The following is a 21469-nucleotide window of genomic DNA, read 5'->3' on the forward strand; positions in this document are numbered from 1 at the left end:
CGTTGTTACTCGGGTCAGCCTGCCCTTGCAACATTGGGCGCTGACGACTCCATCCTCGTGCTTCGTCGGCGGGCTGTCGAGGTGGGACTAATGCGGATCTATCAGATCAAAGTGCTGGTTTCCGATTCGACGTTCACACGAGGCCGGTCGTGTAATACACCAGGATTACGAAGAACACCGCGAGAGTCTTGATCACCGTGACCGCGAAGATGTCGCGATATGACTGCCGGTGCGTGAGACCCGTCACCGCGAGCAGCGTAATCACCGCGCCGTTGTGCGGCAGCGTATCCATGCCGCCGCTCGCCATCGCGACCACCCGGTGCAGCACTTCGAGCGGAATATTCGCGGCCTGCGCGCCCTTGATGAACGTATCGGACATCGCGGCGAGCGCAATGCTCATACCGCCCGATGCCGAACCCGTGATACCCGCCAGCGTGCTGACCGACACCGCCGCGTTGACGAGCGGATTCGGAATGCTTTTCAGCGCATTGCTGACGACGAGAAAGCCCGGCAGCGCCGCGATCACACCGCCGAAGCCGTATTCCGACGCGGTATTGAGCGACGCCAGCAGCGCGCCCGCCACCGCTGCCTTGGTGCCGACCGCAAAGCGGTGGCTCACCCGGCCGAACGCCGTCACGATGACCATGATGATGCCGAGCAGCAGCGCGCCCAGCACGGCCCAAATCCCCACCAGAGCCTTGACGCTCGTTTCGACCGGTGCATGCAGGCCCGGCAGGATCTCCGGCGTGACCGTGAAGGACGGGCCGTACCAGGTCGGAATCCAGCGCGTCAGGAAGAAGTTCGCGACGCCGACCACGATGAGCGGCGCGATCGCCAGCAGCGGATGCGGCAGCTCTTTCGATTCGACGCGCTCCGGCTCGTTGACGAGTTCGGTGCCGTAACCCTCGCCGGTCGCCATCGCGCTGCGGCGGCGCCATTCCAGATACGTCAGACCGACCACGATGATGAACAGCGAGCCGATCACGCCGAGCGTCGGCGCGGCCCACGAGGTGGTCTTGAAGAACGTCGTCGGGATGATGTTCTGGATCTGCGGCGTACCCGGAAGCGAGTCCATCGTGAATGAGAACGCGCCGAGCGCGATCGCACCGGGCATCAGTCGCTTCGGAATATTGCTCTGGCGATACAGCTCGGCCGCGAACGGATAGACCGCGAACACGACGACGAACAGCGATACGCCGCCGTAGGTGAGCAGCGCACACACCGCGACGATCACCGCGTTCGCGCGCGAGCGGCCGATATAGCGGATTGCGGCCGCGACGATCGACTCGGAGAAGCCCGACAGCTCGATCACCTTGCCGAACACGGCGCCGAGCAGAAACACCGGGAAATACAGCTTCACGAAGCCGACCATCTTGTCCATGAAGATGCTTGTGAAGACCGGCGCGACGGCGGCGGGCTCGGTGAGCAGGACGGCGGCGAGCGCCGCGATCGGCGCGAACAGGATTACGCTGTAGCCGCGATACGCGGCCAACATCAGAAACGCCAGCGCGGCGATAACGATGAGAAAGGTCATTGAGTCTCCATAGCCTGGTTGTTCTACCTTTTTTGCCGTCCTGATCGAGCGACGGCGCGGCGCGGTCGAAATGCAGATTCCATGCCATGCCCGGCGTTTGTCCGCTGAAGCGCTGTGGCGCCTGGCGCGGGCGTGCAGCGGTGGCCCAAGGCATCGTGGGCGGATTGTACTCGGGTGTCTCCGAAACGGGACTCCAATCCGATCAAGATCACCGGAAACCAGGGTAAGTCATGATGCATAAGGCCTGTCGCCTGTCTCTATTTGGAGATAAATTTGTCTAGCAATTGAGATCGATTGCAAGCAAAACGATAAGCGGAGACAACGACAGCATGATGACCGACTGGACGGGCCTGCCCGCCACCTACGACGACGTGCTTCGTCGGGCGATGGAATCGCTGTTTCGCACGTTCGAAAACTTCAGTGAAGGCACCTTCATCGTAGACGGGCAAGCGCGCGTTGTCTGGATCAATAAACGGTATGCGGCGCGCTTCGGCTTTTCGGACCCGCAACAGGCGATCGGCCGCGATTGCGAAGCGGTGATCCCGAACAGTCTGATGCGCGAGGTCGTCAACACCGGCAAGCCGATCCTGCTCGACATCATGGAGACGGATCGCGAGCCGCTGGTCGTCACGCGTCTGCCGCTGAAGGACGATGCCGGCGCGACGATCGGCGCGGTCGGCTTCGCGCTGTTCGATGAGCTGAAAGCGCTGTCGCCGCTGTTTTCACAGTACTCGCGGCTGCAGCAGGAGCTGATCGCGACCCGCGAGTCGCTCGTGCAGGCGCGCCGCGCGCGCTATACGTTCGGCAGCTTCGTCGGCACGAGCCCGGCGTCGCTCGAAGTGAAGCGCCAGGCGCGGCGCGCGGCGCAACTCGAAGCGCCGGTGCTGCTGCTCGGCGAAACCGGCACCGGCAAGGAACTGCTCGCGCATGCGATTCACGGCGGCTCGGCGCGCGCGCATAAGCCGCTCGTCAGCGTCAACGTCGCCGCGATTCCCGACACGCTGCTCGAAGTCGAATTCTTCGGCGCCGCGCCCGGCGCATATACCGGTGCGGATCGCAAGGGGCGGGTCGGCAAGTTCGAGCTCGCCAACGGCGGCACGCTGTTTCTCGACGAAATCGGCGACATGCCGCTGCCATTGCAGGGCAAGCTGCTGCGCGTGCTGCAGGACAAGGAGTTCGAGCCGCTCGGCTCGAACCGCGTCGTGAGCGCGGATGTGCGGATCATCGCGGCGACCTCGGCCGATCTGCCCGCGCTCGTCGCGGCCGGACGTTTTCGCGCGGACCTTTACTACCGGCTCAACGTGCTGACGATCCTTGCGCCCGCGCTGCGCGAGCGTCCGTCCGACATCGAGGCGCTCGCCTACGCGATGCTCGAGGATCTGGCCGCGCAGGCGGGCGGCGGCAGCCACTTCGAATTGCACGACGACGCATTGCGTCTGCTGTGCGCGTACGACTGGCCCGGCAACGTGCGCGAGCTGCGCAACACGTTGGAGCGCGCGGTGATGCTGTCCGACAGCGAACGCATCGATGCGCGCGTGCTTGCGCCGTTCATCGGCTCGGGGCAGGGCGGCGCAGCGGCGCCGGCGCGGACCCCGTCTGTCGCGGCCGCCGGCGTGGAAGTTGCGGCCACCGCCGAACCCACTTCGTGGAGCGACGCGATGGCCGCGTTCGAAAAGCGCTTTCTGTGCGACGCGTTGCGCGCGAACGGCGGCCGCGTCATCGACACTGCGAAACAGATCGGCATGGGCCGCGCGACGCTGTACAAAAAGATCGCCGCGCACGGCATCGACGTTTGACGCGCCGCACCTGCCCGGCCGCGCGGCACGAACTGACGCAGCACGAAGGCAGCGTGGCACAATCGCGAGATCGAAAAACAAGACGTGACCGGGGTCTCCATGAAACGCCTTTTCTTCTTCGCGCGCCGCTCGAGCGTCATGCTGGCCGTGGGCGCGATCGTCGCGCTTGGCGGGTGTAGCAGCAGCGCGCCGCTGTTCCTCCCGGACGGCCGCTCAACCACGCTGGTGCAATGCCCGGTGGGTTCCGACTCGTGCTCGCAACAGGCGGCCGCCAGTTGCAATGGCGCGTTCGACGTCGTGCGGCAGTCGAGCCAGAGCGGCACGTTGAGCCTGATCTACGCGTGCCGCGCGTCCGCGAAGTAAGCACCGGAAGCCGTGCCGGTACAACACCGGCGAGCGCGGCAGTTCGATTCGGAGGCGGCATTGGTTTGTTCACCCGTTGCCGGTAATTTCCTGCCAAGTCCCGATACGCTCGCGGTTACCACATGGTTGTCATAAATTGATGCGCCTAATGTGCGTCCGATCCACGATTGGATGCGAATTGGGTTAAGTAAGCCGCGCGCGGCATTTTTACAACGTCGAGTCGCCGCACACCGATTATCCTTTGCGGCCGATCACCATTTATCTTTAGCTTCGGGGTGTCCAACTAAGTTCAGTGCGGCAGGCAACGGAACGTGAAATTTGACAGCAGTATTCTTTTTAAACCGTTGGGAATTTAACCCCGGCGAGAAGAAACTGCCGTTTTTTTTCCGGCGCAGAAAACGAAAAGGAAGATTTTCCCGCTACTGGCGGGCATTAGTTCGGGTCGCGCGGGCCAACGCGACTTATGCTTTCGATTTTTTTGCTTCAACACTAATTCAATAGAATCCGGGGAAAGCAATGAATCATCAGCAACTCGAAAAAGATATCGAGCATCTCGAACAGATCATTTCCCATATTTCCGCAGAAGACCGCATTCCGTTGTCTTATTGGCGAAGCCGCCTCCAGCACGTTTCCGGCGCGGTTATCGTGCCGGCACAGGCAACCCGCGTCAAACGCCTCGATGCCGCGCTTTGCGCATTGGAAAAACGGCAGAAAGCCTGAGTGTCGTCACTGAGTCCGCCAATCGGAATCGGCAATCAGGAAAGCCGTCGTGTGCGCTTTCACCGGACCAGCTATATCTTTCGGTTGATCGCCAAAGTGATATGGGCGCATGCACGCTTTCTTATTACCGACACAGGACGAACATGCAGATAGCAGGGCTTGCCGCGACCCGGCTCGCGAAGTTGACCACCACGCTGCAGGGCTACGTGGAGCGCGGCGAAGTGGCGGGGGTGGTGTCGCTCGTATGGCGGCGCGGCGAAATTGGCTACTTGGAACCGATAGGCCTACGCGACGAAGCCGCGCAATTGCCGATGGAGCGCGACACGCTGTTTCGCATCGCGTCGATGACCAAGCCGGTGACGAGTGCCGCGATCATGATGCTGATCGAGGAAGACCGCCTCGCGCTCGATGCGCCCGTTTCGCAGTGGCTGCCCGAGCTTGCGGCGCCGCGCGTGCTGCGTGATCCGACCGGACCGCTCGACCAGACCGATCCGATTCGCGCGCCGATTACGGTGCTCGACCTGCTCACGCATCGCGCGGGCTTCGCGTATCACTTCACGGCGACGGGGCACCTCGCCGAAGCCTATGCTGCCGCGTTCAACGGCTTCGAGGCGAGCGGCGGCAACAGCGCGTGGCTCGCGCGCATCGCCGCACTGCCGCTGATGTTCCAGCCCGGCTCGCGCTGGCACTACGGCGTGGCGACCGACGTGCTCGGCGTGCTGATCGAACGCGTGAGCGGCATGCCGCTCGGCGAGTTTTTCCGCACGCGCATTTTCGAGCCGCTCGGCATGCGCGACACCGCGTTCTGGGTGCCCGACACGCAGCTTGCGCGCCTAGCCACCGCGTACAACATCGATCCCGGCACGCGGCGTCGCGTGGTCGAGGATCATGCGGCCGCGAGCCGCTGGGCCAATCCGCGGCGCTTTCAGAGCGGTGGCGGCGGGTTGGTCTCGACCGCCCTGGACTATCTGCAATTCGCGCAACTGCTGCTCGGGCGCGGCCGCGTCGGCGATACGCGGCTGTTGTCGCATCGCTCGGTCGATCTGATGCGCAGCAATTTCCTGAGCCGCGATCAGCGCCGCCTGCCTGCCTTCGGTCACGTGATCTGGGCGGGGCAGGGTTTCGGCCTCGGCCTGTCGATCGTCGATGATCCGGCGCAGCAATTGCCGCTCGGCTATCGCTCGCTCGGCTCGTTCGGTTGGCCCGGCGCGTACGGCACGAGCTGGTTCGCCGATCCGGTCGAAAACATGATCGGCCTGATGCTGATCCAGCGCCGCTCGATCGACCCGTTCCTGATGGCCATCGACTTCGAACGCCGCGTCTACGATGCGATCGACGATTGAGCGCGGCCGCCGCGCCTGCGCTCGGCCGCGTGATTCACTATCCTGTGATTTATTCGTCTGATAGTGTCCGCCAACCATTCATCGCAATTCATCGCAGTGCGTCTAACCGAGGGGGGAACACCGGCATGGCCTCTTACAAACAGTTGACTGCGCAACTCGAAAAACTCCACAAGGAAGTCGCAGCCGCGCGCGACAAAGAAGTCGCGCAAGCTATCGCCGATATCAAGCAGAAGATTGCCGAATACGACCTGACTGCCGAAGAACTCGGCTTCACGAGCGCCGCAGCGAAGCCGCGCCGCAAGTCGTCGGCGACGGCGGTCGCCAAGTACCGCAATCCGAAGACCGGCGAAACCTGGAGCGGCCGTGGACGCTCGCCGGGCTGGCTCGTCGGGAAGAATCGCGAGCGGTTTCTGATCGAAGGTTGAACTCCGCCTTGGATGCCGATGCGTCCGTGTTCTCTGAAGTGATGCGTCGTTTGATTGTTTCCGCACCGCTGCGGAGGTCCCGAAAACGCTCACCTTTGCGTGACGCCTGAACGCGTACAGCGAAATTCACCGATGCGTTCGGAGCTAGCGGGATGCTTCGGTGAGCCAGGCTTTGACGCGCAACGCACCGCCGCGGGTGCGAATCGCCGTGGTGTCGCGCCGCCGCGCATCGCTTGTCGCAAACCCGCGCCAGCCTTTGCTGGCGGGCGTTTCCAGGCGTCGAGCCGGAGCCTGTTCGTAGCGTTGCGACGCTTTACCGCGGTTTTTCCGCACATCGCGGTCGTGGTGCGTGCGCCGTGGCAGGTGCGCGCATGCGCTTCGCGATCCTCACCTTTGACCGCGAATCGATATTCGCCGCCGCAAGTCCCGAAAACGCTCACCTTTGGCCGCGAGCATGCGCGGCGCGCGGACGCTCGCGCCGTCGCCCGTCCGGCGCCGCAGCCCTTTCCCCCGGCCGTCGCGCCAGACGTGTATCATTCGCACCTTGCGCCGTTTTTGCGCCAGCGATTCCCGCATTGTCGAACCAGCGCCGGCCGATTCCGGCCCGCGCCCGACTCCCGCAGCTCGACGCCGCCGCGCCACGCGCGGCATACCGGCCGCCCAAAGCCGCCGGGAACCGCCCGAACCCCTTTCCGTGACCGCCAGACCCGATGTCAGTCTCCGAACTCAAACGCCGCCGCACGTTCGCGGTCATTTCCCACCCGGACGCGGGTAAAACCACGCTCACCGAAAAGCTGCTGCTGTTCTCGGGCGCGATCCAGATCGCCGGTACGGTGAAGGGCCGCAAGAGCAACCGCTATGCGACGTCCGACTGGATGGAAATCGAAAAGCAACGCGGCATTTCGGTCGCGAGCTCGGTGATGCAGTTCGAGTACGGCGATTGCGTGATCAACCTGCTCGACACCCCGGGCCACGAGGACTTCTCCGAGGACACCTACCGCGTGCTGACCGCGGTCGACGCCGCCGTGATGGTGATCGATGGCGCGAACGGCGTCGAAGCGCAGACGCTGAAGCTGCTCGAAGTCTGCCGCAGCCGCAAGACGCCGATCGTCACGTTCATCAACAAGCTCGACCGCGAAGTGCGCGAGCCGCTCGAACTACTCGACGAAATCGAGCAGCACCTCGGCGTGGCGGCGGTGCCGTTCACATGGCCGATCGGCATGGGCAAGGATTTTCAGGGCGTCTACGACGTCCAGCGCGATCAGGTGCGGGTGTTCCGCGCCGGTCAGGATACGGCCGGCGGCGCGGTCGAAACGCTGCAGGCACTCAGCGACGAGGAAGGCGAGCGCCGTTTCGGCCACGCGTGGGTGCGTGCGAAGGAAGAGATCGATCTGATCAGCGGCGCGACGCCCGAATTCGACCGTGAGCAGTTCCTCGCCGGCCAGCAGTCGCCGGTGCTGTTCGGCTCGGCGATCAACAACTTCGGCGTGAAGGAGATTCTCGACGCGCTGGTCGACCTCGCGCCGCCGCCGTCGATGCGCATGACCGTGCAGCGTCCGGTGCAGCCGGAAGAGTCGAAGTTCACCGGCGTCGTGTTCAAGGTGCAGGCGAACATGGACCTCGCGCACCGCGACCGCGTCGCGTTCATCCGCGTGTGCTCGGGACGTTTCGAGCGCGGCATGGCGGTGAAGGTCACGCGCTCGAACAAGACGTTCCGCGCGAACAACGTGGTCACGTTCCTGTCGCAGCGTCGCGAGACGGTGAGCGAGGCGTATCCGGGCGACATCATCGGTATTCCGAATCACGGTACGCTGAGTCTCGGCGATACGCTGACCGAAGGCGAGCAACTGCAGTTCGTCGGCCTGCCGTTCTTCGCACCGGAAATTTTCCAGACCGTCGAAGTGGTCGATCCGATGCGCGCGAAGCAGCTCGGCGAAGCGCTGAAGCAGCTCGGCGAGGAAGGCGCGATCCAGGTGTTCCGTCCCGAAGCGGGCGGTCTGATGATTCTCGGCGCGGTCGGGCAGCTGCAGTTCGAAGTGGTGTCGCACCGTCTGTCGACTGAATACAAGGTCGACGTGCGGATGGCGCCGGCGCGCTACCGGCTGTCGCGCTGGGTGACCTGCGACGAACCGGCCGAGCTGCGCCGCTTCACCGATTCGTACTCGGCGCGCATCGCGCTCGATGCGTCCGATGCGCCGACCTATCTAGCCTCGCACGTATCGGAGATCGAAGTCGCGCAGAAGGCGTGGCCCAAGATCGTGTTCAACGAGTTGCGCGAGCACTCGGGCGCGCCGTTCCGGAAGGCGATGTAAAGCCGCGAGTCCGCTGGTTTCGAAACTGAAAAGCCGCGTCGTTCGACGCGGCTTTTTCTTTTCCGCCGCAACAACGCCCCGCGCCGGCGCGCGACTTCGCCTATGCTGACGGAACCACCCACCCGCCGCGAAGCCGGCTCCAATTCCTGTCCAACCGCATGGAGCGCCCGTGACCGTTCGCAACCTTGACGCATTGTTTCGCCCGAAATCCGTCGCCGTGATCGGCGCGTCCGAGCGACCGGGCAGCATCGGCGCGATGGTCTGGGCGCGCGTGCTCGAAGGCGGCTTCGACGGTCCGCTTTGGCCCGTCAATCCGAAGCACGCGACGCTCGGCGTCCACCCGGTGATCCACGACGTCAGCGATCTGCCGCAGGCGCCCACCGTCGCGGTGATCTGCACGCCGCCCGCGACGTGGCCCTCGTTGATTCACAAGCTCGGCGGCATGGGCACGCGCGCCGTGATCATCGTCGGCGAGGTGCGCAGCGATGAAGACCGGCTCGAGCTGCGGCACGCGCTGTCGGCGGCGCGGCCGCATCTGTTGCGCATCGTCGGGCCGGGTAGTCTCGGTGTGGTGTCGCCGGCGCTGCGCGCGCATCTGGGCGCGCCGTCCTGCACGGTCAAGGCGGGCGGCGTCGCGTGGGTGTCGCAGTCGAACGCGCTGACCAACGCGGTGCTCGGCTGGGCGCGCGCGCGCGGGCTCGGTTTTTCGCATGCGGTGGCGCTCGGGGCGGAGGCCGACGTCGATGCCGGCGACGTGCTGGATTACCTTGCGAGCGACCCCGGCACCCGCGCGATCCTGATCGAACTAGACAGCGTGCGGGCGGCGCGTAAGTTCATGTCGGCCGCGCGCGCGGCGGCGCGCAACAAGCCGGTGCTCGCGCTGCGCTCGGGGCGCGACGATCCCGCCGACGGTCTCTATACAGCGGCGTTCCGGCGCGCGGGCCTCGTGCGCGTCGACGCGCTCGACGATCTACTCGACGAAATCGAAACACTCGGCGTCGGCCGCGTGGCGGCGGGCGCCACCGCAACGCTGATCACCAGTGACCGCGGTCTCGCGACGCTCGCGCGCGACGCGTTCAGCGCCGCCGGCGGCCTGCTCGCGCCGTGGCCGGCCGCGGCGTCGGACGCGCTGCGCGAGGCGCTGCCGCTCGCGGTCGGCGGCAATCCGCTGCTGCTCGGCGACGGCGCGCGTCCTGAGCACTTCGGCACCGCGCTGAAGCTGCTGGGCGAGCATCGCGAGACCGGCACCGCCGTCGTGGTGCACGCATCGACGCATGGCGCACCCGTCGACGATGTCGCGCAGGCGCTGATCGAGCATCAGCGCTTTGCGTATCGCGGGCTGCTCGCTTGCTTCTTCGGTGGCGTCGATGCGGCGAGGCGCGACGCGCTGCATGCGCAGGGCATCCCGGTGCACACGACGCCGCAGCGGCTCGCGCGCGCGTTCGCCCGGCTGGTCGATTACCGGTTGGGTCGCGAATTGCTGATGCAAACGCCGGAAGGCCTGCCCGCGCAGATTCCCGAGTCGATCGACGCCGCTCAGGCGCAGGCTCGAGAAGCGTTGGCGGCGGGCAAAAGCGAACTCGCCGGGGACGCGGCGGCGCGGTTTCTGACGCGATTCGGGTTGCAGGTGGAGGCTGTGGATGAAGGGAGCGCCGCTGCGCCGGACGCCGACGCGTCGGACGCCGCTGCGCCGTGCGCCGATGCCGACAGCGCGACAAAACCCATCGTCGACGTCGCCGTCGAACTGCACGACGACGACAACTTCGGCCCCGTATTCCGCTTCGCCGCGCCGCCGATCGACGGCGTCTCCAGTGGACTGCACGTGTACGGCCTGCCGCCGCTCAATCCGATGCTCGCGCGCGATATCGTCACGCGTTCGCACTACGCGAGGCTGGTCGCGCCGGAGCCGACGCTCGCCGCGTTGACGGCATTGTCGCAAGCGGTTTGCGACGTGCGCGAGATCGTCGGCCTGTCGTTGAAGCTGAGGGTCTACCGGGATCGCGTGACGGTGGTCGATCCCGTGTTGCGGGTCGGCGGAAAGCGCAGCCGTCTCGCGATCGTGCCGTATCCGCGCCGCTTCGAGGAAACGATCGACTGGCAGGGGATGCGTATAACGGTGCGGCCGATTCGCCCGGAAGACGAAAACGCGCATCGCGAGTTCGTGAACGCGATGACGCCGGAAGACCTGCGGCTGCGTTTTTTTGGCGCGGTCGGCAGTTTCGAGCACTCGCAACTCGCGCGCATGACGCAGATCGATTACGACCGGGAAATGGCGCTGATCGCGACGGTCGACAACGAAGACGGCGTCGCGCAGACGCTCGGCGTGGTGCGCGCGGTGGCCGATCCCGACAACGAGACGGCCGAATTCGCGGTGACCGTGCGCTCGGACCAGAAGGGGCGGCGCCTCGGCCAGTTGCTGATGCAGCGGATCATCGCGTACGCGCGGGCGCGCGATACGCACTGGCTGATCGGTGAAGCGCTGCGCGAGAACACCGCGATGATCGCGCTGGCGAAGGCCAGCGGCTTCACGATCACGCGAACCGAGGACCCCGGCGTGGTCGGCTTCCGGATGGCGCTCGACGAAACCGCGGGGGCGGACCCGAAGTCCGCCGCGCAGAACCAGCCGGGGCGTTGAGCGGCTTACGTTGCGACCCGCTCAGCGCACGGTTTCATCGCCTCAAGCCGCCAGCTTCTGCGCCGCCTCATCGACCTGCGCGCGCGTCACCGATAGCTCGTCGAGCCACGCCTGCGCATACACCGCGCCGGTTTCGCGCTCGAGCCGCGCGATCGTCGCCGCGCAGCGGTTCGCGTCCTTCAGCGTGGAAATGAACGATTTCACCGACTCGCCGCCCTTGAACGCGTCGAACAGCGGCACGCGAATTTCATCGGGCAGCGGGCGGGTGGTCCATTGGTACGGCTTGCCGTTGAACGTCAGCGACGGCGGCAGCACGCGCTCCTTGCGCGCGGCCGGAATCAGGCCGTAAGTGCGCGCCGCTTCGCCGATCTGTTCGGGCGAAAACAACTCGTCGGGCGTGATGTCGAATTGCTGGATGAAGGTCTCGATGCTTTGCATCGCGGCGGCGCGGTCGTCGCGGCGCTTCTGCGCGTGAGCGACGATGTCGCGCAGTTCGTCGGCTTCTGCCGCGGTGATCGTGAAGCTCGACTGCTTCTGCTGGAGTTCGGAAAAACGCTGGAATTCGGAATCGGTCAGAAGTTTGGCCATTGCTCAATCGATGCGCGCGCATGAGCCGGTCATGCGGCGTTATTTTGGAAGGGCCGCCATTCTAAACCAAGTGCGCGTGCGTGCCGCCGTGCGAACCGTCGCCGCGCAACTTACCGCGCACCTTGCCAGTCACGCGGCCTGCTCGCGGAACATCGACAGCGCCTGCACCGTGTCGCGCAGCAGGGTGGTGGCCGCTTCGAGCGTCGGCGCGACGTATTCGTCGATCCGCCGCAGATACGGACAGGTGAGCACCGCGATCGCCTGTCCCGACGGCGCGAGGATCGGGAACGTCACGTCGGTGACGCCGAAAGTCTGCTGGCTGTCCTTCTGCCAGAAGCCCGCCGCGCGGATGCGCTCGCAGGCCTCCTCCAGCGCGTCGCGATCGAGCGTCACTTCACCCTTCACCTTGGTGTGCTCGGCAAGCATCTGCTGACGCTGCTCGACGCTCTGGAATGCAAGCATCACGCGCCCCGAGCCGGTGTCGATCAATCCGACCCGCGAGCCGAGCCGCACCGACATGCCCCACGTGCCCGGCCCGTCGACCTGGGCGATCACCAGCAGGTTGCCGCGGTCGTAGACCACCAGGTGGCACGACTGCTCGGCCGCGTCGGCGAAGCGCTGCATTAGCGGCAGCGCTTCGGCGATCAGCCGGTTCATCGGCGGATGACGGTGCGCGAGCGCGAACAGCTTCAGGCTCAGCGAGTAGCGGTCGCCGGCCGCCGAGCGCACCACGTATTGACGCGCGACGAGGCGTTCGAGCATCCGGTACATCTCGCTCGCATTGCGGCCCAGCTGCCGCGTGATTTCGGCGCGCGTGAGTCCTTCCTTCTGCTCGGACAGCAACTCGAGGATGTCGAGGCCTTTGTCCAGCGCGGGGGCGCGGTAGCGGTCGTCGTCTTTGTCTTCGGCGTCCATCGTGAGGGTCGGGGATCTCGTCCGGAGTTCTTATTATCTGGCGCGCGCGCAGCGTTTCGCGAACTGAATGTCTGCTGTCCAGGGAAAACCCCGGGCATAGCGTCGCGCAGTTTTCTTGACTTGGAAAAATTCGGATATGAATAATACGTTCATTGGTGAACAAATGCACCCGTGAGCGGGGCGCGCCTTTTCTGGCTGCGCATTGGGCCCGTCGCATGGTAAAAACACCACAAATAGGGAGACACGCTCATGTCGGCATCGATCGTATCGAAGATCGGGCAACGGCGCAGGATCGGCCGCGGCTCGTTGCAGGTGAGCGGACTAGGGCTCGGCACGGCGCCGCTCGGCGGCCTGTATCGCGACCTGTCCGACGAGGAGGCCCATGCGACCATCGCCGCCGCCTGGGACGCGGGCGTGCGCTACTTCGACACCGCGCCGCACTACGGCAACACCAAGGCCGAGCATCGGCTCGGCGCGGCGTTGCGCCACTATCCGCGCGGCGAATATGTGCTGTCGACCAAGGTCGGCCGCCGCTTCGTACCGCGCACGTCGCCATTCGACGACCGCGAAGGCTGGCAGAATCCGCTGCCGTTCGAAGCGATCTACGACTACACGCACGACGGCATTCTGCGTTCGTTCGAGGACAGCCAGCAGCGGCTCGGCATCGTCGATATCGACATCCTGCTCGTGCATGACATCGGCCGCGTCACGCATGGCGACCAGCATCCGCACTACTGGCGGCAACTGACCGAAGGCGGCGGCTTCCGCGCGCTGGAGCGCCTGCGCTCGACCGGCGCGATCAAGGCGATCGGCCTCGGCGTCAACGAAGGCGCGGTGATTCTCGACGCGATGGCCGAATGCGATATCGATTGCGCGTTGCTCGCGGGGCGTTATACGCTGCTCGAGCAGACCACCCTCGACGACCTGCTGCCCGCCTGCGAGGCGCGCGGCGTCAGCATCCTGCTCGGCGGCGCGTTCAATTCGGGCATTCTGGCGCGCGGCGTCGAAGGCGATCTGAAGTTCAATTACGGCGCGGCGCCGCCCGAGGTGATCGAGCGCGTCGCGTGTCTGGAGGCGGTGTGCCGCGCGCACAATGTGCCGCTCGCCGCCGCCGCGTTGCAGTTTCCGTATGCGCATCCGGCGGTCGCCACCGTGCTGACCGGCGCGCGCAGTGCCGACGAACTGCGCGAGAACGTCGCGTCGTTCGAGCAGCCGATCCCCGCGGCCTTGTGGTCCGCATTGCGCGACGCGGGCCTGCTCGACCCGCGCGCGCCCGCGCCCGAGGACTGAATCGACCATGCCGATCGACGCTCACCAGCACTACTGGGACCCCGCGCGGGGCGACTACGAGTGGCTGACGCCGGAGCTGAAAATCCTCTACCGGCCGTTCGGGCCTGATGATCTGAAGCCGTTGCGCGAACAGGCCGGCATCGAGCGGACCGTGGTCGTGCAGGCCGCACCGACGCTCGACGAAACCCGCTACCTGCTCGACATCGCGCGGCACGAGCCGTCGATCGCGGGCGTGGTCGGCTGGGTGCCGCTGCTGTTGCCGAACGCGCCCGATCTGATCGAGGCGCTCGCGCGCGAGCCGAAGTTCAAGGGCGTGCGGCCGATGCTGCAGGACCTGCCCGACGACGGCTGGATCGCGAACCCCGACCTCACGCCGGCGATCGACGCGCTGATCGCGCACGACCTCGCGTTCGATGCGCTGATCTACGCGCGCCACGTGCAGTACTTCGAGATATTCGCGCAGCGTTTTCCGGCGTTGCGCATGGTGGTCGATCATGGCGCGAAGCCGCCGATCCGCTTCGGCCAGGCGGGCTACGAGGTGTGGCGCGATGCGATTGCCCGGCTCGCCGCATTCCCGCAAGTGCACTGCAAGCTGTCGGGTCTCGCGACCGAGGCGTCGCCCGGCTGGACCGAGGACACGCTGCGGCCCTACGTCGAGCATCTGCTGAACACGTTCGGCCCCGCGCGGCTGATGTGGGGCAGCGACTGGCCCGTGCTCGAACTGAACGGCGACTATCTGCTGTGGCATTCGGTGGCGACCACGCTGCTCGCGTCGTTGAGCGACGCCGAGCGCGACGCCGTGTTCGGCGAGAATGCCGCCGCGTTTTACCGGCTTTGATTTCGTTAGCAGCCCATTCAACTGGAGTCGTAGATGACACAAAGACTGGCCGGCAAAACGGCCCTGATCACCGCGGCAGGACAAGGTATCGGTCTCGCGACCGCCGAACTTTTCGCGCGCGAAGGCGCCCGCGTGATCGCCACCGATATCCGCATCGACGGACTCGCCGGCAAGCCGGTCGAGGCGCGCAAGCTCGACGTGCTCGACGGCGCGGCCATCAAGGCGCTTGCCGCGGAAGTCGGCACGATCGACGTGCTGTTCAACTGCGCGGGCTACGTGCATGCAGGCAATATCCTCGAGTGCAGCGAGGAGGACTGGGATTTCGCGTTCGACCTCAACGCGAAGGCGATGTACCGTATGATCCGCGCGTTTTTGCCGGCCATGCTGGAGAAGGGCGGCGGCTCGATCATCAACATGTCGTCGGCGGCGTCGAGCGTGAAGGGCGTGCCGAACCGCTTCGCGTACGGTGCGTCGAAAGCCGCGGTGGTCGGGCTGACGAAGTCCGTCGCCGCGGATTTCGTCACGCGTGGTGTACGCTGTAACGCGATTTGCCCGGGCACGGTGTCCTCGCCGTCGCTCGAACAGCGGATCGCCGCGCAGGCGCAGGCGCAGGGCGCGTCCGTCGACGCGGTGCAGGCCGCGTTCATCGCGCGTCAGCCGATGGGCCGCATCGGCAAGCCGGAGGAGATCGCCGCGCTCGCGCTGTATCTCGCATCCGACGAGTCGTCGTTCACGACGGGCCAGCTCCATGTGATCGACGGCGGATGGTCGAACTGATTCTGATTGATTGACGAACCGAACACTACTGAACGTAAAGGAAAGTGCAACGATGAAACTGCTTCGTTATGGGCCGAAGGGCCAGGAAAAGCCGGGCCTGCTGGACGCGCAAGGCAAGATTCGCGATCTGTCGAAGGTGGTGGGCGATATCGACGGCGCTGTGCTCGGCGACGAAAGCCTCGCGAAACTGCGCGCACTCGACCCGGCAACGCTGCCGGTCGTCGAAGGCAATCCGCGCGTGGGCCCGTGCGTCGGCAAGATCGGCAAGTTCATCTGCATCGGCCTGAACTACGCGGATCACGCGGCGGAATCGAATCTGCCGGTGCCGGCCGAACCGGTCATCTTCAACAAGTGGACGAGCGCGATCAGCGGCCCGAACGACGACATCGAAATCCCGCGCGGCTCGAAGAAGACCGACTGGGAAGTCGAACTCGGCGTCGTGATCGGCAAGGCTGCGAAGTACGTCGACGAAGCGAACGCGCTCGAGCACGTGGCCGGCTACTGCGTCATCAACGACGTGTCGGAGCGCGAATGGCAGATCGAGCGCGGCGGCACTTGGGACAAGGGCAAGGGCTTCGACACGTTCGGCCCGATCGGCCCGTGGGTCGTCACGCGCGATGAAGTCGCCGATCCGCAGAACCTGAGCATGTGGCTCGAAGTGGACGGCCATCGCTACCAGAACGGCAGCACGAAGACGATGATCTTCAGTGTCGCAAAGCTGGTGTCGTATGTGTCGCAGTGCATGAGCCTGCAGCCGGGCGACGTGATCTCGACCGGCACGCCGCCGGGCGTCGGCATGGGCGTAAAGCCGAATCCGGTATTCCTGAAGCCGGGGCAGACGGTGCGTCTGGGTATCGAAGGGCTGGGCGAGCAGACGCAGAAGACTTACGCGGCGGAGTAACGCGCTCTCTCTTCCTGTGTTGTCGCTGTGAAATGCAAGGCCGTTCCTGTTACGCGCAGGAGCGGCCTTTTCCATGCCGCGCGGCTTTAACTCCCCGCCTCCTGCTCGCCATTCTCCCCAATCCGATTCACGGTCCCCTGCGCAACCGCGACCAGCTTCTCGCGGTTCCCTTCCATCACGAACACGCTGCACTGGCAGGTCGCCTGATGCCTGCCCGCATAGACGACGCTAGCGCGCGCGATCAGCGTGCCCTTCACGGCCGGGCGCAGGTAGTTGATCTTGTATTCACCGGTCACGACTCTCGGACCCAGCGACAGCGCGCCCGCGAACGTCAACGCATTGTCGGCGAGATAGCTGATGACGCCGCCATGCACGAAACCATGCTGCTGCCGCAGTTCATCGCGAATCGGCAGACACAGGGTGAGCTCTTCGCTGCTGGCGTGCATCAACTCCGCGCCTAGCAGCATGCTGAACGGCTGGGCGTGCAGTGCGCCGCGCGCCCGGTCGAGTAGGTCGGTCATCGTGGTTCCTTCGTGCAGGGTCGGGGTGGTGCATCGGTGCAACGGAGCATCCGCGCGGCGAGCACCACGCGGTCCCTACCCACTCTAGGAAGTGCCGCTGCGCTGCGCAAGGTGAATCCTCGCGATGAGTAGCGCATTGTTGCGCAAAACAACCTCAATCGCGACGATCGACGATGAAACCGGCACGTAGAGCGCTTTTTGCGGGAATTGGCCTCAAGCCGCCAATCGGCCTGCCGTTAACCCTGGTGTAGCCTCCGTCATCCTTTGTTCCCAGGTGTCCCCGATGTTCAGCAAGATCAAGGTCGCATCCGGCCTGCTATGTGTTCTGGCCGCGTTCTGCGTCTTCCAACTCGTCACGGTAGGGTTGGGCTTCTGGTCGCTGACGCGCACGCACGACGACGTCGGCGATCTGGCGAGCATCGCGCTGAAGCAGGTCGACGCGGTCAACCAGACGACGCAGCGCCTGATGGACGCGCGCATCAACCTGTCGCGCGCCGGCACGCGCATGGTGCGCGGCGGCGCCGAGCCGACGGACATCGTGCAGCACGCTCGCGAACAGCTCGCCGCCGCCGATCAGTCTTTCGCGGGCTTCATGAGCGCCCAGAAGACCAGCGACGAAGACAGCGCGCGCGCCACCGCGCTCGCCGAACGCTACAAGGCGCTGCACGGCGCGCTCGCGGAGCTCGTGCAGTATCTCGACTCGAACAACATTCAGGCCTTCCTCGATCAACCCACGCAATCGTTTCAGGACGCCTATCTGGCGGAAGTGCACAACTTCGAGCAATTCGGCGACGCCGCGAGCCGCGCGTCGCTCGCTTCGATCGATGCGCGCGTGGCGGCGTTTCGCATCGTCAGCGTGGTGATTCTGCTCGTGCTGGTCGCCGGCACGCTCGCCGTCTATGTGGCGCTGCGCCGCGGCGTCGTGGCACCGCTCGAGGAGGCGGGCCGCCACTTCGAGCGCATCGCGCAAGGCCGTCTCGATCAACCGATTGCCGCGCGCGGCAGCAACGAAATCGGCCGGCTGTTCTCGGGCCTTGCCACCATGCAGGCGAGCGTCGCACGCACCGTCAGGAGCGTGCGCGAATCGGCCGACTCGATCCATCTCGGCGCCAACGAAATCGCGACCGGCAACGCCGATCTGTCCGCGCGCACCGAAAACCAGGCGGCATCGCTCGAGGAAACGGCGTCGAGCATGGAGGAACTGACGGCGACCGTGCGCCAGAACGCCGATCACGCGCGCGAAGCCAACGCGCTCGCCGAGACCGCGCTCGATGCAACGTCGCGCGGCAGCGAAGTCGTCAACCAGGTGGTCGACAAGATGCGCGGCATCGCGCAGAGCTCGGATAAGATCGCCGAGATCATTTCGGTGATCGACGGCATCGCGTTCCAGACCAACATCCTCGCGCTCAATGCCGCCGTCGAGGCGGCGCGTGCCGGCGAGCAGGGCCGCGGCTTCGCGGTCGTGGCCGGCGAAGTGCGCGGTCTCGCGCAACGCAGCGCGCAATCGGCGAAGGAAATCAAGACGCTGATCAGCGAATCGGTCGCGGAGATTCAGGGCGGCTCGGCGCTGGTCGAGCGCGCCGGCGAAGCGATGAGCCATGTGTCGGCGTCGATCTCGCGCGTCACGCAGATGATGGCGGAAATCAGCGCGTCGTCGCTCGAGCAGAGCACAGGTATCGAGCAGGTGAACCAGGCGGTCGTGCAGATGGACGAGATGACGCAGCAGAACGCGGCGCTCGTCGAGCAGGCCGCGGCGGCGGCGGCTTCGCTGCATCAGCAAACCGAGCAGTTGAAACAGGCCGTTTCGGTATTCGAAATTTCTGAAAGTGTGTTGCGCACGCAACAGCGCGGAGCAATCTCCGCCGCCAATGCTGAATACGCATTAACCGCGACGCATGCCCTTTAAAGCGGCGACGCTTGAAAACGACGCAGAAATAGAAAATGGCTCGCATATTGCGAGCCATTTGCATTAGACGCAAGGGCCTATGGAGGCGCCTATCGTGACGTCCAAGTCTGCCTCAAAGTACCTGAAGGTACTTAGATCGACTGGATGTTTGCAGCCTGCTTGCCCTTCGGGCCTTGCTTGACTTCGAACGACACCTTCTGGTTTTCCTGCAGGGACTTGAAGCCCGATGCCTGGATTTCCGAGAAGTGTGCAAACAGGTCTTCGCCGCCGTCGTCCGGGGTGATGAAGCCAAAGCCCTTTGCATCGTTAAACCACTTAACAGTACCTGTTGCCATTTTTAATCCAAATAAATGTTGTGTATTGCATCGCGACCGCATTGCTCGAATGCAAAGCGAGCGCGAGGGGAGAGTTGTATCACGTCTTTATGACAGACGCCAATCAACATGCATCCGGGTATTCCCGGTTTTGATGTTTTTTCGCGCCTTGAGAACGTCTGGCGAGAACTTTTTTGCGCCAGGGTTTACCAGCGGCATCAAATTTTCCTTGCGAAGCGGCGGCGCATCTCCGACCGGGCATGCGCTCCTTATTGAGACGATCAAGCGTCCAATTTCATTTATCGATGCCCAAATTCGCCTAAGTTCCCGCTCCCGATTCGTCACCCGCGGGCAGTGCTGCATAGGCGGTGGCCAGGTGATAGGGCGTGGTTGACGGCATGTCGTCGCGCGCAACTTCCCCGCTCGACGTCTTGCATTCGAACCAGCCATGGTCATGCAAAAAGCATCGCTGAAAACGTGCGATCTGTTGCGGCAGCGCCGCACGCACGGCCGGATCGTCGTGACAGGCGAGCGCGCGCAGGTATTCAGTCTGCGCCCAGATCCGCTGCGTCGCGTCGTTGACGTTGCCAGCCTCGTCGAGCGATGCGCACACCCCGCCGTTGTTCGCGTCCACGCCATGCTGCTGCGCGAAAGCGAAGGCGCGCGCCAGCGCTTCGATTAGCCCGGTACCGTCGAACAGCGCGCCCCCCTGCCTGACCAGCCAATACCACTCGAACTGATGTCCCGGCTCAAGACGGTTGTCGCTCGCACCGATCGGCAATTCCGCGATGCAGCCGCTCGGCGCATGCACGAAGTGTCGCGCGACCGCGCCGGCGAGCCGGCGCACCGCGGCGCCGAAGACGTTGTCGCGCGTCGCCTGGCAGGCGGCGAGCCACGCTTCGGTCAGGTGCATCAGCGGATTCTGCAGCGGCGTGGCGGTGACCTTCGAAAAGTCGGCGTTCAGCGCGGCGTTGAATAGATCGCCGTCGGCCGCGAAGTTCGACTGGATCAGCGCGGTCGTGCTGTGCACGAGCTTCAGCGCGTCGAGGTTAGCGGAGCGCCGCGCGTATTCCGCGCAAGCGAACACGACGAACGCGTGCGTGTAGAGGTCCTTGGTCGTGTCGAGCGGTACGCCGAGCGCGTCGACGCTGTAAAACCATCCGCCGTGGTCGGCGTCCCGAAAGGTGCGCGTCAGCGAATCGAACAGCACGCGCGCGTGATCCATATCGCCCGCCTGCGCAAACGTGAACAACTGCCGCGCGCACGCCATCGCCCGATAGCGTTGCGCGGGCAGCGGCTCGCCTCCGGTGGCGTCGAGCGCTTCGTAGGGCAGCTGCAGCGCGTGGTTGAAGCCGGGCCCGCGCCACATCGGCAGCACCACGTTCGCGAAGTGCTCGCGCAGCGCATTCGCGGTGGTGGTCGTCGAAGCAGGGGGAGGGGTCGTGCTTGGCATGGTCGGTTGGTTCGGGCGCGTAACGTGCGCAGTGTATCGAGGCGGCGCTCAGGGTGGCGGCTCAGGGTTCCGCTCGGCCAGGTCGCTGTGGTCTGCGGCCTAGCATAAAGCAAACGCCTCGCGCTGACACCTCGAGTCAAACATCCGGAATGCTCGACGCCTACGAGGCGTGACGTGCGCTGTGCCCTCGCTGCAGCTCATTTCACATAAGGAGGAACAACGATGCTCAGTGATCTCGAACTGATCTCCCGTCTGGTGCTGGCCGCGGTGCTCGGCAGCGTGATCGGCTACGAGCGGGAGCGGCTGTCGTGGGCGGCGGGCTTGCGCACGCGCATGCTGGTCTGCGTGGGCTCGGCGCTCGTCATGATCGTGTCCGCGTATGGCTTCGCCGCGGTGCTTGGCGAGCACGTGATCCTCGATCCGTCGCGGATGGCCGCCCTGGTCGTGTCGGGCATCGGCTTTCTTGGGGGCGGGCTCGATCCTGCTGCGCGGCGAAATCGTGCGCGGGCTCACGACCGCCGCGAGCGGGTGGTCGAGCGCGGCGCGCTGACGTTCCATTCGCTGCACGACGAACTCGGCGCCGCGAGTCCCCGCGTCAAGCAATTCGTGATGCAGCAAAGTGACGAGGCGAACGAGTGCGACGAAGTGATCATCACGCTGCACCGTGTGTCGAACGCGGAATACGAGTCGATCTGCGCGCGCCTTCGGCAATTGCCTGGCGTGCGGGAATTCCGCGGCGACGACGCGAGGTCGTGACACGCGCGAGGGGCTCGAAAGCGCGCAAATCGTCGGGGAATGGCTTCGGCGCGGGCGGAGCGCCATGCGACAATGCTGGCTC

General features: G+C 65.1%; 18 protein-coding genes and 1 pseudogene. 13 read left to right on the plus strand and 6 right to left on the minus strand.

The window, feature by feature from the left end; genetic code table 11:
• Positions 1-133 precede the first annotated feature (133 nt).
• Positions 134-1534: a GntP family permease gene (locus AB3X89_RS12195; protein WP_368583493.1), complete on the minus strand. Its 1401-nt coding sequence runs from the start codon at positions 1532-1534 to the stop codon at positions 134-136.
• A gap of 329 nt (positions 1535-1863) precedes the next feature.
• Here AB3X89_RS12195 and AB3X89_RS12200 point away from each other — a divergent pair, with 329 nt between their 5' ends.
• The 7 genes from AB3X89_RS12200 (at position 1864) to AB3X89_RS12230 (ending at position 11128) form a co-directional block, all read left to right on the plus strand.
• Positions 1864-3330, plus strand: coding sequence for a sigma-54 interaction domain-containing protein (locus AB3X89_RS12200; RefSeq protein WP_368583494.1), 1467 nt, complete (start codon positions 1864-1866; stop codon positions 3328-3330).
• A 99-nt stretch (positions 3331-3429) separates the two neighbouring features.
• Positions 3430-3693 carry a hypothetical protein gene (locus tag AB3X89_RS12205; protein ID WP_368583495.1) on the plus strand — a complete coding sequence of 88 codons (264 nt, stop codon included), beginning with the start codon at positions 3430-3432 and terminating at the stop codon, positions 3691-3693.
• Positions 3694-4209: 516 nt separating this feature from the next.
• The gene (locus tag AB3X89_RS12210; RefSeq protein WP_368583496.1) at positions 4210-4413 is read left to right on the plus strand and encodes a hypothetical protein; all 204 of its coding nucleotides are present in this window, start codon (positions 4210-4212) and stop codon (positions 4411-4413) included.
• A gap of 143 nt (positions 4414-4556) precedes the next feature.
• Positions 4557-5756, plus strand: coding sequence for a serine hydrolase domain-containing protein (locus AB3X89_RS12215; protein ID WP_368583497.1), 1200 nt, complete (start codon positions 4557-4559; stop codon positions 5754-5756).
• Between the two features lie 125 nt (positions 5757-5881).
• Positions 5882-6181, plus strand: a complete 300-nt coding sequence (locus AB3X89_RS12220; RefSeq protein WP_368583498.1) for an H-NS family nucleoid-associated regulatory protein — start codon at positions 5882-5884, stop codon at positions 6179-6181.
• A gap of 710 nt (positions 6182-6891) precedes the next feature.
• Entirely contained in the window at positions 6892-8493 is a 1602-nt protein-coding gene (locus tag AB3X89_RS12225) for a peptide chain release factor 3 (protein WP_368583499.1), read from the plus strand.
• Positions 8494-8662: 169 nt separating this feature from the next.
• A complete protein-coding gene (locus tag AB3X89_RS12230; RefSeq protein ID WP_368583500.1) occupies positions 8663-11128 on the plus strand; it encodes a GNAT family N-acetyltransferase in 2466 nt (821 codons plus the stop codon).
• Between the two features lie 42 nt (positions 11129-11170).
• Here AB3X89_RS12230 and AB3X89_RS12235 read toward each other — a convergent pair whose 3' ends face one another.
• Positions 11171-11716 (minus strand): hypothetical protein, encoded by a 546-nt coding sequence (locus tag AB3X89_RS12235; RefSeq protein WP_013092899.1) that lies wholly within the window; start codon positions 11714-11716, stop codon positions 11171-11173.
• A gap of 129 nt (positions 11717-11845) precedes the next feature.
• The gene (locus AB3X89_RS12240) at positions 11846-12631 is read right to left on the minus strand and encodes an IclR family transcriptional regulator (protein WP_176366385.1); all 786 of its coding nucleotides are present in this window, start codon (positions 12629-12631) and stop codon (positions 11846-11848) included.
• Positions 12632-12880: 249 nt separating this feature from the next.
• On the opposite strand from AB3X89_RS12240, the gene AB3X89_RS12245 reads away from it, so the two are divergent.
• The 4 genes from AB3X89_RS12245 to AB3X89_RS12260 are packed head-to-tail and all read left to right on the plus strand — an operon-like array spanning position 12881 to position 16437.
• Positions 12881-13921 (plus strand): aldo/keto reductase, encoded by a 1041-nt coding sequence (locus AB3X89_RS12245; RefSeq protein ID WP_368583501.1) that lies wholly within the window; start codon positions 12881-12883, stop codon positions 13919-13921.
• Positions 13922-13928: 7 nt separating this feature from the next.
• Positions 13929-14759 carry an amidohydrolase gene (locus AB3X89_RS12250; RefSeq protein WP_368583502.1) on the plus strand — a complete coding sequence of 277 codons (831 nt, stop codon included), beginning with the start codon at positions 13929-13931 and terminating at the stop codon, positions 14757-14759.
• 33 nt (positions 14760-14792) lie between these two features.
• The gene (locus tag AB3X89_RS12255) at positions 14793-15536 is read left to right on the plus strand and encodes an SDR family oxidoreductase (RefSeq protein WP_368583503.1); all 744 of its coding nucleotides are present in this window, start codon (positions 14793-14795) and stop codon (positions 15534-15536) included.
• Between the two features lie 52 nt (positions 15537-15588).
• Complete coding sequence (locus AB3X89_RS12260; RefSeq protein ID WP_368583504.1) at positions 15589-16437, plus strand: ureidoglycolate lyase; 849 nt, start codon at positions 15589-15591, stop codon at positions 16435-16437.
• Between the two features lie 86 nt (positions 16438-16523).
• On the opposite strand, the gene AB3X89_RS12265 is transcribed toward AB3X89_RS12260, so the two are convergent.
• Positions 16524-16958, minus strand: coding sequence for a PaaI family thioesterase (locus AB3X89_RS12265; protein WP_176120798.1), 435 nt, complete (start codon positions 16956-16958; stop codon positions 16524-16526).
• 283 nt (positions 16959-17241) lie between these two features.
• Between AB3X89_RS12265 and AB3X89_RS12270 the strand changes: the two genes are divergently transcribed.
• Positions 17242-18864 carry a methyl-accepting chemotaxis protein gene (locus AB3X89_RS12270; protein ID WP_368583505.1) on the plus strand — a complete coding sequence of 541 codons (1623 nt, stop codon included), beginning with the start codon at positions 17242-17244 and terminating at the stop codon, positions 18862-18864.
• 131 nt (positions 18865-18995) lie between these two features.
• Here the strand turns inward: AB3X89_RS12270 and AB3X89_RS12275 are convergent, their stop codons facing one another.
• Together AB3X89_RS12275 and AB3X89_RS12280 are read right to left on the minus strand one after the other, a co-directional pair.
• On the minus strand, positions 18996-19199 hold the full coding sequence (locus AB3X89_RS12275) for a cold-shock protein (protein WP_013092907.1): 204 nt from the start codon (positions 19197-19199) through the stop codon (positions 18996-18998).
• Between the two features lie 298 nt (positions 19200-19497).
• Positions 19498-20631, minus strand: coding sequence for an AGE family epimerase/isomerase (locus tag AB3X89_RS12280; protein WP_368583506.1), 1134 nt, complete (start codon positions 20629-20631; stop codon positions 19498-19500).
• A gap of 222 nt (positions 20632-20853) precedes the next feature.
• Here AB3X89_RS12280 and AB3X89_RS12285 point away from each other — a divergent pair.
• A pseudogene (locus tag AB3X89_RS12285) lies at positions 20854-21387 on the plus strand (MgtC/SapB family protein).
• Positions 21388-21469: the final 82 nt, after the last annotated feature.

Source organism: Paraburkholderia sp. BR14320 (genome assembly GCF_040948665.1).
Classification (GTDB): Bacteria; Pseudomonadota; Gammaproteobacteria; order Burkholderiales; family Burkholderiaceae; genus Paraburkholderia; species Paraburkholderia youngii.

What these genes read in the sequence shown, in the direction of transcription:
- AB3X89_RS12195 (WP_368583493.1), bottom strand. Translation starts at nt 1,534, where the DNA reads ATGACCTTTCTCATCGTTATCGCCGCGCTGGCGTTTCTGATGTTGGCC.
- AB3X89_RS12200 (WP_368583494.1), top strand. Translation starts at nt 1,864, where the DNA reads ATGATGACCGACTGGACGGGCCTGCCCGCCACCTACGACGACGTGCTT.
- AB3X89_RS12205 (WP_368583495.1), top strand. Translation starts at nt 3,430, where the DNA reads ATGAAACGCCTTTTCTTCTTCGCGCGCCGCTCGAGCGTCATGCTGGCC.
- AB3X89_RS12210 (WP_368583496.1), top strand. Translation starts at nt 4,210, where the DNA reads ATGAATCATCAGCAACTCGAAAAAGATATCGAGCATCTCGAACAGATC.
- AB3X89_RS12215 (WP_368583497.1), top strand. Translation starts at nt 4,557, where the DNA reads ATGCAGATAGCAGGGCTTGCCGCGACCCGGCTCGCGAAGTTGACCACC.
- AB3X89_RS12220 (WP_368583498.1), top strand. Translation starts at nt 5,882, where the DNA reads ATGGCCTCTTACAAACAGTTGACTGCGCAACTCGAAAAACTCCACAAG.
- AB3X89_RS12225 (WP_368583499.1), top strand. Translation starts at nt 6,892, where the DNA reads ATGTCAGTCTCCGAACTCAAACGCCGCCGCACGTTCGCGGTCATTTCC.
- AB3X89_RS12235 (WP_013092899.1), bottom strand. Translation starts at nt 11,716, where the DNA reads ATGGCCAAACTTCTGACCGATTCCGAATTCCAGCGTTTTTCCGAACTC.
- AB3X89_RS12240 (WP_176366385.1), bottom strand. Translation starts at nt 12,631, where the DNA reads ATGGACGCCGAAGACAAAGACGACGACCGCTACCGCGCCCCCGCGCTG.
- AB3X89_RS12245 (WP_368583501.1), top strand. Translation starts at nt 12,881, where the DNA reads ATGTCGGCATCGATCGTATCGAAGATCGGGCAACGGCGCAGGATCGGC.
- AB3X89_RS12250 (WP_368583502.1), top strand. Translation starts at nt 13,929, where the DNA reads ATGCCGATCGACGCTCACCAGCACTACTGGGACCCCGCGCGGGGCGAC.
- AB3X89_RS12255 (WP_368583503.1), top strand. Translation starts at nt 14,793, where the DNA reads ATGACACAAAGACTGGCCGGCAAAACGGCCCTGATCACCGCGGCAGGA.
- AB3X89_RS12260 (WP_368583504.1), top strand. Translation starts at nt 15,589, where the DNA reads ATGAAACTGCTTCGTTATGGGCCGAAGGGCCAGGAAAAGCCGGGCCTG.
- AB3X89_RS12265 (WP_176120798.1), bottom strand. Translation starts at nt 16,958, where the DNA reads ATGACCGACCTACTCGACCGGGCGCGCGGCGCACTGCACGCCCAGCCG.
- AB3X89_RS12270 (WP_368583505.1), top strand. Translation starts at nt 17,242, where the DNA reads ATGTTCAGCAAGATCAAGGTCGCATCCGGCCTGCTATGTGTTCTGGCC.
- AB3X89_RS12275 (WP_013092907.1), bottom strand. Translation starts at nt 19,199, where the DNA reads ATGGCAACAGGTACTGTTAAGTGGTTTAACGATGCAAAGGGCTTTGGC.
- AB3X89_RS12280 (WP_368583506.1), bottom strand. Translation starts at nt 20,631, where the DNA reads ATGCCAAGCACGACCCCTCCCCCTGCTTCGACGACCACCACCGCGAAT.